Origin of the sequence: Ancylobacter defluvii (assembly GCF_018390605.1) — a bacterium.
In the GTDB taxonomy this organism is placed as follows: Bacteria; Pseudomonadota; Alphaproteobacteria; order Rhizobiales; family Xanthobacteraceae; genus Ancylobacter; species Ancylobacter defluvii.
The window spans coordinates 82,641-90,353 of record NZ_JAHBGD010000010.1 but is presented as its reverse complement, the minus strand read 5'-3'; the positions used below and the strand labels follow the sequence as shown (position 1 = coordinate 90,353).

Genomic DNA, 7,713 nt, shown 5'->3' with positions numbered 1-7,713 from the left:
TCTATGAATCAGCGATTACCTCGGATGGGAATCCTGAATGTCGATCCGCTCTAGCGGATCGGCGCCGCCACCACCCAGCGCGCCCGGTCGTCTGCTTCCGCGCCGGACCGGGATTGTTCCCCACCATCGATCCGGGTCGGGCTGCCTAGAGCAGCTGGGCGACCTCGAAATGCATGCCGTCCGGCCGGGTGTTGAAATGCCCGCCCCAGTAGAAGCCGTGCTTGTTGGCGAGCGGCACCAGCTCGCGCAGGCACCCCTTCTCGCCCATGGCCGCCGGCTCGACGCCGAGCTGGTTCCACGCCGCGTTGATGTCGAAGGCGGTGCCGAAGGCGTGGTTGGACAGCTTGGTGGTGCTCTTGCGCTGGAAGCGCGCCACGAAGGCGCCGTCATAGGTGAGAATGCGGTCGATGAGGCCGGCCTTCTCCCATTCCAGCCACAGCGCTACCAGTTGTTCCCTGGCCCTTGCATGGAAGCGCATGGTCAGCGGCCCCGGCTTGCCGCGGAAGCTCTGCAGCGGGATCTCAACCTTGACGATGTTCTTCGCCTCCCAGTCGCCGAGGATGCGGACGTTCTCGGGATTGCCGGCGACCGGGGCATGCTGGAACTGGAAGGTGCCGAACAGTTTCTGGCGGTCCTCCAGCGAGAGGAGCGGGCGGAAGGCGGGGCGCGGCGGGAAATCCGGCGAGGAGACGTCCAGCGTGGCCGGCGGCGGAGCGGTGCCGACCAGTTCCTGCGCGAAGCTCGGGCAATCGCGGACCTTGCCCCAGTCCTCGTCGTCGGACACCCGCATGGCGTCGTTGAACCAGGCGACGAAGCGGTCGATATGCTGGCCGGTGCCACGCGGGAAGCAGTGCAGCTTCCAGCGATTGGCCGCGGCGTCGTCGCGCTTGAGCGAGCCGGCATTGTAGGCGGCCGAGACGCGCGGCGGATCGAGCTGGGTGGAGCTGCGCTGCTTGGCGATATAGGCGGTGCCGGCATCGATCGACATCGCCGGATCGAGCAGTTCGTCGGCCCTGAGCCCGGCGCGGCCGGTGGCGTCGCGCGCCGTCTTCACCAGTGTCTGCATCAGCCCGACGCTTTCGTCGTTGATCTGCGGCTCCGGGCGGCGGGCATTGGGGTTGCCGGAGCTCTCGGTGGCGATGGTGGCGACGATCAGCTCCACCGGCACGCCGTATTTCTTCGCCGAGGCGGCGCAGAACGGGCCGAACTTGTCCCAGATGGTGCTGACGGTGGTGGGATCGCCGGGCGTGCCCTCCGCCCGCGCGCCGTCAATGGCGATGCCGGCCGGCGTCAGCGCCCAGCTTACCCCGTCCGGGAAATGCCGATGCGGATGGATCAGCTTCGGCATCAGCTCGGTGAGCACGCTGGCGCTCATCGGCTTGGCGGGTTCGGGCGCGGGCTCTTCGGCCGGCGTCGCCACCACGACCGTACCGGCAGACGCGCCGGTCGCCACGCCGGCAACGGCGCCATCCTCGTCGACCACCACCGCCGCCGACTTGGTCTGCGACACGGTCTTTGCCACCTGCTCGACGGTGCGCCGGTTCTGCTGCGCCTGGCGCTCCTGGCTCTCGGTATTGCGCTCCTGCAGATTGGCGGCGAGCACATCCTTGTTGCGCGAGCTTTGCGAGGAGCCGAGCCAGAAGCTCATCACCGTGGCGAAGGCGGCGGCGAGCGCGCCGACGCAGATATTGATGATCTGGATGACGAAATCGGAGCGCGGCTGCACCAGCGCGGCGATCTGCGCCGGCTCGAGCGTCTTGATGATATCGGAAGAGCCTTCCGGGAAGGTGAAGGGCTCGGGCGCCTCCAGCTGGTTCTTCAGCAGCAGGAACAGCGTCAGCACCAGGAAGAAGCCGATGGTGACGATGTAGGAGATCACCATCGGCGTGCGGGCGACGATGGTGTCCTTGTCGATGAGCGAGCTCAGCAGCTGCCGCGCGCCGGTGGTTTCGGCGAGATCCTGCTGCCGCTGGTCCAGCGCCGCCTTCTCGGTGGCGACCAGTTCGTCGAGCCGGGCCTTGTGGGTGGCGAGATCGCGATCCAGCGCATCCTTGCGGGCCTGGGCCTCCTCGGCGATCTCGTCGCGCCGGCGCTGTGTCTCGGCGTCGAGCGCCAGCTTCTTCTCTTCGGCGACGATGCGGGCGAGGGCGAGCCGCAATTCGGCGGCGGCGGCGGGATCCTGATCGACCTTCTCCTGCGCCGCGACGGCGTCGATCGATCCCGTCGTCTTGGCGACGGCGTTGACCACGGCGTCGGCAACTTTCTCGCCGCGCTCGCCGACGAGGAAGTCGAGCAGGCTGGGAAGCAAGTTACCGGCAAGCAGGATCAGCGGATTCATGAGGCCCCCCAGCCTGTTCATGTCACGCTAGTCAGGTCATATTCTTCCGGAAGATGTCGGCTGCACTGCTGTCATAACGTTACCACAAGCACTGAAGACCCGACAGGCGGAATCTTCAGCCTCGCGGGTTGGTGGGCGAATGTGCGGGGATACCTTTGCCACTGGGCCATTGTCGGGATCAGGCCCGGCGCTATCTCTGGCCGTGAGGCGGCTCTGCGATATGGCGTCGCTCGCCCCGGCGCCTGCACGCCGCCGGCGGTGACCCGGCAGGAGGCAGCCGATGATGTTCGCGGACCGGATCGATGCCGGACGCCGGCTGGCGACGGCGCTGGCGGCGTATAGGCCGCTTCATCCCGTGGTGCTGGCGCTGCCGCGCGGCGGGGTGCCGGTGGCGGCGGAGATCGCCCACGCGCTCGCGGCACCGCTCGATCTGCTGATGGTGCGCAAGATCGGGCTGCCCTGGCAGCCTGAACTCGCCATCGGCGCGGTGGTCGATGGCGCCGAGCCGCTGGTGGTGCGCAACGAGGCGGTAATCCGCGGCTCCGGCGTCGGCGAGGAGGCGTTCCAGCGGGTCTGCCGCGATGAGCTGGCGGAGATCGAGCGCCGGCGGGCCCGCTATCTCGGTGGGCGGCAGCCGGTGCCGGTCGCCGGGCGGGTGGCGATCGTCATCGATGACGGCATCGCCACCGGGGCGACGATGAAGGCGGCGCTGCGGGCGCTGCGCCGGCGCCGCCCCGCCGAGCTGGTGCTGGCGGTGCCGGTCGCCCCGGCCGACGTCCTGGAGGAATTGCGCGTCGAGGTCGACACGCTGGTCTGCCTCGCCACGCCGGAGCCGTTCGGCGCCATCGGCCATTTCTATCGGGATTTCGCCCAGCTGAGCGACGCCGAGGTCATTGCCACACTGGCGCGGTTTCCGGCCGGCGCACCGCCGAAAGCGCATTGAGCGGGGTGGGTTGGAGCCTCGTCCCTCGGCGGGCCGCGGGTCAGGTCTCGGGCTCCAGCGGTGCCTGTAGCGGCGTTTGACTCCAGAACGCTTCGCGGTCGGCGAGGAACCGGGCGGCGACGGCGCTGGCGTGCCGGGCCGCCTCGGGCGCGGGCATTTCGCGCAGCAGCGCATCGATATAGCCGGCGGCAAACACGTCGCCGGCGCCGGTGGTGTCCGCCGCCGCCACCGCGGCGACCTCCACGCTGGAGCGGCCCGCCGCCGCGAACAGCTACACCGGGCGGGGGCCGTCGGTCAGCACCAGGGTGGCGAGGGACGGACCGGCGATCCGCCGCGCCTGCGCGAATGCATCGCCGCCAAGGTCGATGCCGCCATCCGGCGCGGCGCCGATCAGCACATCCGCCGGCCGTTGCTCGCGGGGTTCCAGCGGAACCTGCGCGACCCGCCGGGTGCCGGGGGCCAGCCCCGCCAGCGCTCCCGGCTGCATCCGGCGGACGTTCACATAAACCAGATCGGCCGGCGGGTGCGGCAGTTGCGCCAGCCGCCGGGCCTCGGTGCTCCGCGGGGCGAGGATGGTGCGCTCGCCGGACGGGTCGATGAAGATGTCGAGCGGCGTGGTGTGCCTGCCGAAGAACCGCACGCCGCTCACGTCGAAGCCGAGGGTGGCGAGCCGGTCGAAGCAGGCGTGCCCAAGGCCGTCATCGGCCAGCGTCGCGGCGATGGTCACGGCGTGGCCGAGCGCCAGCAGCGCCGCGCCGGTCGTGAAGCCGCCGCCGCCGCATCGCAGCGTGCTGCCGCGATAGGTCAGGCGGGCTCCGGCGCGCAGCGGCGCGTCGAGCTGCCAGAGCCGGTCGACATTCACGCTGCCCGCGACGAGGATATGACCCATGGATCGGCTGCCATCCCGCGACGGTTCACAACCGTCCCGCCTCGAACTCCTCGCAGGAATAGCCGAGCAGCGAAAGCCCCTCCTCGAGGAAGTCGGCGATCAGCGGCGTGCCGAGAAGATAGGCGGCGGTGCGCCGGTTATGCGCCTCGGTCGCCTCCTCGCGCACCGCGGCCCAGTCTTCGGCGGTATGGTCGTCGCGCCCGAGCCAGGCCAGCGCCACCAGATCGATCTGCTCATCCTCCGACATGGCGCCGATGAAGGAGGTCAGCTCCTCGACGACCGGATCGTCGGCATGATCTTCCAGCACGGCGGCATCGCGGTCGTCGGTGGGGTTGGAGGCCGGATCGGGATCAGTCACCACGTCCTTGGCGTCGAACTCCCGTGCCTTGACGATGACGAAGCACACCTGTTCCGGCGAGATGGTGAGCACGGAGGGCTCGTCGCTTCCGGTATCGGCCGCCTGCCTCGAGGTCTTCATGGCGCTGTTCTCCATCGTTCTTCCGCTGGAGACGCCCGGCCGGCGCGTGCCGCCGGCGGCGCGCTCCCAGACGCTTAACGCGCAGCGGCCCTTGCCGTTTCCTTGATCGACAGCGGCGCGTGCCGGCACGAGGCCGCGCAACGGGGTCCGAGCAGACAGCAAGCAGATGAATGGGGAGGGCGGGGCGAGGCAACGCAGCCGGTGCGGCGGCGTCGCTATTCATTGGTGCGGGCGGTCGGACTCGAACCGACATATCCGTGAGGACGGCGGATTTTGAGTCCGCTGCGTCTACCAATTCCGCCACGCCCGCGCGGGGAGCTATCTATAACGGATGGCACGGCTCGCCAAGCCGGCATGTTCATCGTGCGGCGGCGATCTGCGCAAAATCCTCGCCGCCGCCAGGATGGCGAGTGGGCGGTGCGCCGGCACCGGCGGGTTAGGCGGAAAGCCCGGCGGCAGCTCGACGTCGTCGGCCGTCGCCGTGCCAGTGCAGCACCTTGGCATCGGGAAGGCCGAGCGGGGCCAGCGCCGAGCGCCGCCCCTCGGCGGTCAGCGCCACCTCGCCCCAGCCGGTCGTCCGTGCCGCGCCGGGCTGAACCCGTCCGTCCGGCGCCGTCGCCATCCGCTGGGCGCCGATGCCGATGCCGAGCGTCGGCAGTCCGCGCGCCAGTCGGCGCTCGATGAGAAGCATCTCGCCGGCGAGGAAGCGGAAGGCGCGCCGGTAGCCGACGCCGATCGGGCCGTCGAGTACGATGACGAGGTCGGCCTCGCGGATGGAGGCGGGCGACAGCTGGTCGGTGCTGGCCTCGCAATAGGCGAGCGTCCGGCCGCGCGCATCGAGAATGCGGGCGAGGCTGCCGAGATCCTCGAAGGCGACATGGCGCACCGCCACGGCGGACCGCTGCCGACTCCAGCCTGCCTGCCGCGCCTGCGCATCATCGTTCCATCGTCATGCATTGTTGAATATAGCGATGGAGGGGCTCGCGGATGCAGGCCCGTACGCGTTGCTTCATCGCCGGTCTTTGGGCGGAGCACGTCTCGGTGGTGCCGTGCGCCCGCGTCCGCGCCCCGTCCTTGCCGGCTTGCCCAGGGACACCCGATACCGCTATGTGCCGTCTCCCGGAAACTGAGGGGGTCTCCATGCCCGGCGCGCTCGACGGCATCAAGGTACTCGACCTGTCGCGGGTCCTCGCCGGCCCCTGGGCGACGATGACGCTCGGCGATCTCGGCGCCGAGGTGTGGAAGGTGGAGAATCCCGGCACCGGCGACGACACCCGCACCTGGGCGCCGCCCGCCGCCGGCGGCGTCGCCACCTATTATCTTGCCGCCAACCGCAACAAGAAGAGCCTCGCCGTCGACCTCACCACGCCGGAGGGGCGGGAGATCATCGCCGGGCTTGCGGCGCAGGCCGATATCGTCATCGAGAATTTCCGCCCCGCCAGCCTGCGCAAATTCCGGCTCACCTATGAGGACCTCCGGGCGATCAATCCGCGGCTGATCTATTGCTCGATCTCCGGCTATGGCCGCGGCCATGCGCAGGAGGACCGGCCGGGCTATGATTTCGTCATCCAGGCGGAATCCGGCTTCATGGCGATCACCGGCGAAGCCGAGGGCGAGCCGATGAAGCTCGGCGTCGCCTTTGTCGATCTGGTGTCCGGCATGAACGCGGTGCAGGCGATCCTCGCCGCGCTCTACATGCGCGAGCGTACCGGGCAGGGACAGGCGATCGACATCGCGCTGATGGACGGGGCGCTGTTTCTGCTGGCCAATGTCGCCTCGGCGCATCTGAACACCGGCAATGAGGCCAAGCGCTTCGGCAATGCGCATCCCTCCATCGTGCCCTACCAGATCTTCGCCTGCGCCGACGGGCGGCTCGCGCTGGCGGTCGGCAATGACGAGCAGTACCGCCGGCTGTGCGTCAATGTGCTGGATGCGCCCGAGCTCGCCGCCGATCCGCGTTTCGTCACCAATCGCGGCCGGGCGGAAAATCGTGCCGCGCTGCTGCCGCCGCTGTCGGCGAAGTTCGCCGGCTTCACGCTCGCCGATATTCTCGATCAACTGCACCGCTTCGGCATCCCCGCCGGCAAGGTGCATGCGGTGTCGGAAGCGTTTGCCAGCGAGACGGCGCAGCTGCGCGGCAGCGTGGTGGAGACGCCGCACCCGGCGCTGGGCAGCTTCCGCTCGGTGCGCAGCCCGCTGCGGCTGTCCGAGGCGCCGCCGAGCGTGCGCTCGGTGCCGCCGGGCCTTGGCGAGCATACCGACGCGGTGCTGGCCGAGGTGCTGGGCTACACGCCCGAGCGGATCGCGGCGCTGCGGCAGGCCAACGTCATCGCGTGAGGATATAAGCCGGCTAATATCCGCTTGGGGCGCCTACTCTCCGAGCAGGTTCGCCTTCACCCGGACGAGATGCCGGGCCGTGGCGGCCTCGGCCTCGCGGCCATCGCGGGCGCGCAGCGCGGCGACGATCTCGCGGTGTTCCTGCCGGTAGAGGTCGCGCCGCTCGGCGGTGATGGAGCGACGCTTGAGCTCGCCCCAGTCGGCATGGTCACGGGCGGCGGTGATGGTGGCGTAGATGGCGATCATCAGCCGGTTATGCGTTGCCTCGGCGATCGCCTGGTGCAGCGCCGCGTCCCATTTTTCGAATTCCTCGAAATCGTCGGCCGCTTCGGCCTGCCGGTTGCACGCCTCCATGCGCTCGAAATCGCCGGCGGTGGCGTTCATCACCACCAGTTGCGCCAGCCGCGGCTCGACGATGAGGCGCGCGGCCATGATCTCGGTCGGGCTGGCGTCGCTCGGCGCCCGCACCGGCTCGGCCGTCGGCGACGCCTTGGCCACATAGGTGCCGGAACCGATGATGCGCACCACCTTCTTCTGCGCTTCCAGAACCGACAGCACGTCGCGCACCGCCGAGCGCGGCACGCCGAGCTTCTCGGCGATCGCCCGCTCGGTGGGCAGCTTGGCGCCCGGCCCATAGGTGCCCGAGCCGATGGCACGCGCCAGGAAGTCCTGCACCAGGCCCGTCGGCTTCCGGTCGATCAGCGCGCTATCCATGCATTCCCCGCCTT

At 69.6% G+C, this 7,713-nt stretch carries 8 protein-coding genes and 1 tRNA gene; 2 read left to right on the top strand and 7 right to left on the bottom strand.

All coding sequences use genetic code 11. The annotated features are described in order from the left end of the window. Positions 1-145 precede the first annotated feature (145 nt). On the bottom strand, positions 146-2,338 hold the full coding sequence (locus tag KHC24_RS07390; protein WP_213361693.1) for a transglycosylase SLT domain-containing protein: 2,193 nt from the start codon (positions 2,336-2,338) through the stop codon (positions 146-148). Positions 2,339-2,618: 280 nt separating this feature from the next. Here KHC24_RS07390 and KHC24_RS07385 point away from each other — a divergent pair, with 280 nt between their 5' ends. Continuing rightward, entirely contained in the window at positions 2,619-3,281 is a 663-nt protein-coding gene (locus KHC24_RS07385) for a phosphoribosyltransferase (RefSeq protein WP_213361687.1), read from the top strand. 40 nt (positions 3,282-3,321) lie between these two features. On the opposite strand, the gene KHC24_RS25010 is transcribed toward KHC24_RS07385, so the two are convergent. The 5 genes from KHC24_RS25010 to KHC24_RS07365 form a co-directional block, all read right to left on the bottom strand. After that, positions 3,322-3,510, bottom strand: coding sequence for a PfkB family carbohydrate kinase (locus tag KHC24_RS25010; protein WP_271180636.1), 189 nt, complete (start codon positions 3,508-3,510; stop codon positions 3,322-3,324). Between the two features lie 42 nt (positions 3,511-3,552). Next, positions 3,553-4,170 (bottom strand): carbohydrate kinase family protein, encoded by a 618-nt coding sequence (locus tag KHC24_RS07380; RefSeq protein WP_246546327.1) that lies wholly within the window; start codon positions 4,168-4,170, stop codon positions 3,553-3,555. Between the two features lie 25 nt (positions 4,171-4,195). Next, a complete protein-coding gene (locus KHC24_RS07375) occupies positions 4,196-4,648 on the bottom strand; it encodes a DUF3775 domain-containing protein (protein ID WP_213361685.1) in 453 nt (150 codons plus the stop codon). 223 nt (positions 4,649-4,871) lie between these two features. Then, positions 4,872-4,958 (bottom strand) — tRNA-Leu (locus KHC24_RS07370). 126 nt (positions 4,959-5,084) lie between these two features. Further along, entirely contained in the window at positions 5,085-5,540 is a 456-nt protein-coding gene (locus KHC24_RS07365; protein ID WP_213361684.1) for a type 1 glutamine amidotransferase family protein, read from the bottom strand. Positions 5,541-5,788: 248 nt separating this feature from the next. Between KHC24_RS07365 and KHC24_RS07360 the strand changes: the two genes are divergently transcribed. Next, positions 5,789-6,985, top strand: a complete 1,197-nt coding sequence (locus KHC24_RS07360) for a CaiB/BaiF CoA transferase family protein (protein ID WP_246546326.1) — start codon at positions 5,789-5,791, stop codon at positions 6,983-6,985. 33 nt (positions 6,986-7,018) lie between these two features. Here KHC24_RS07360 and KHC24_RS07355 read toward each other — a convergent pair whose 3' ends face one another. Beyond that, positions 7,019-7,699, bottom strand: a complete 681-nt coding sequence (locus KHC24_RS07355) for a FadR/GntR family transcriptional regulator (RefSeq protein ID WP_213361680.1) — start codon at positions 7,697-7,699, stop codon at positions 7,019-7,021. Between the last annotated feature and the right edge of the window lie 14 nt (positions 7,700-7,713).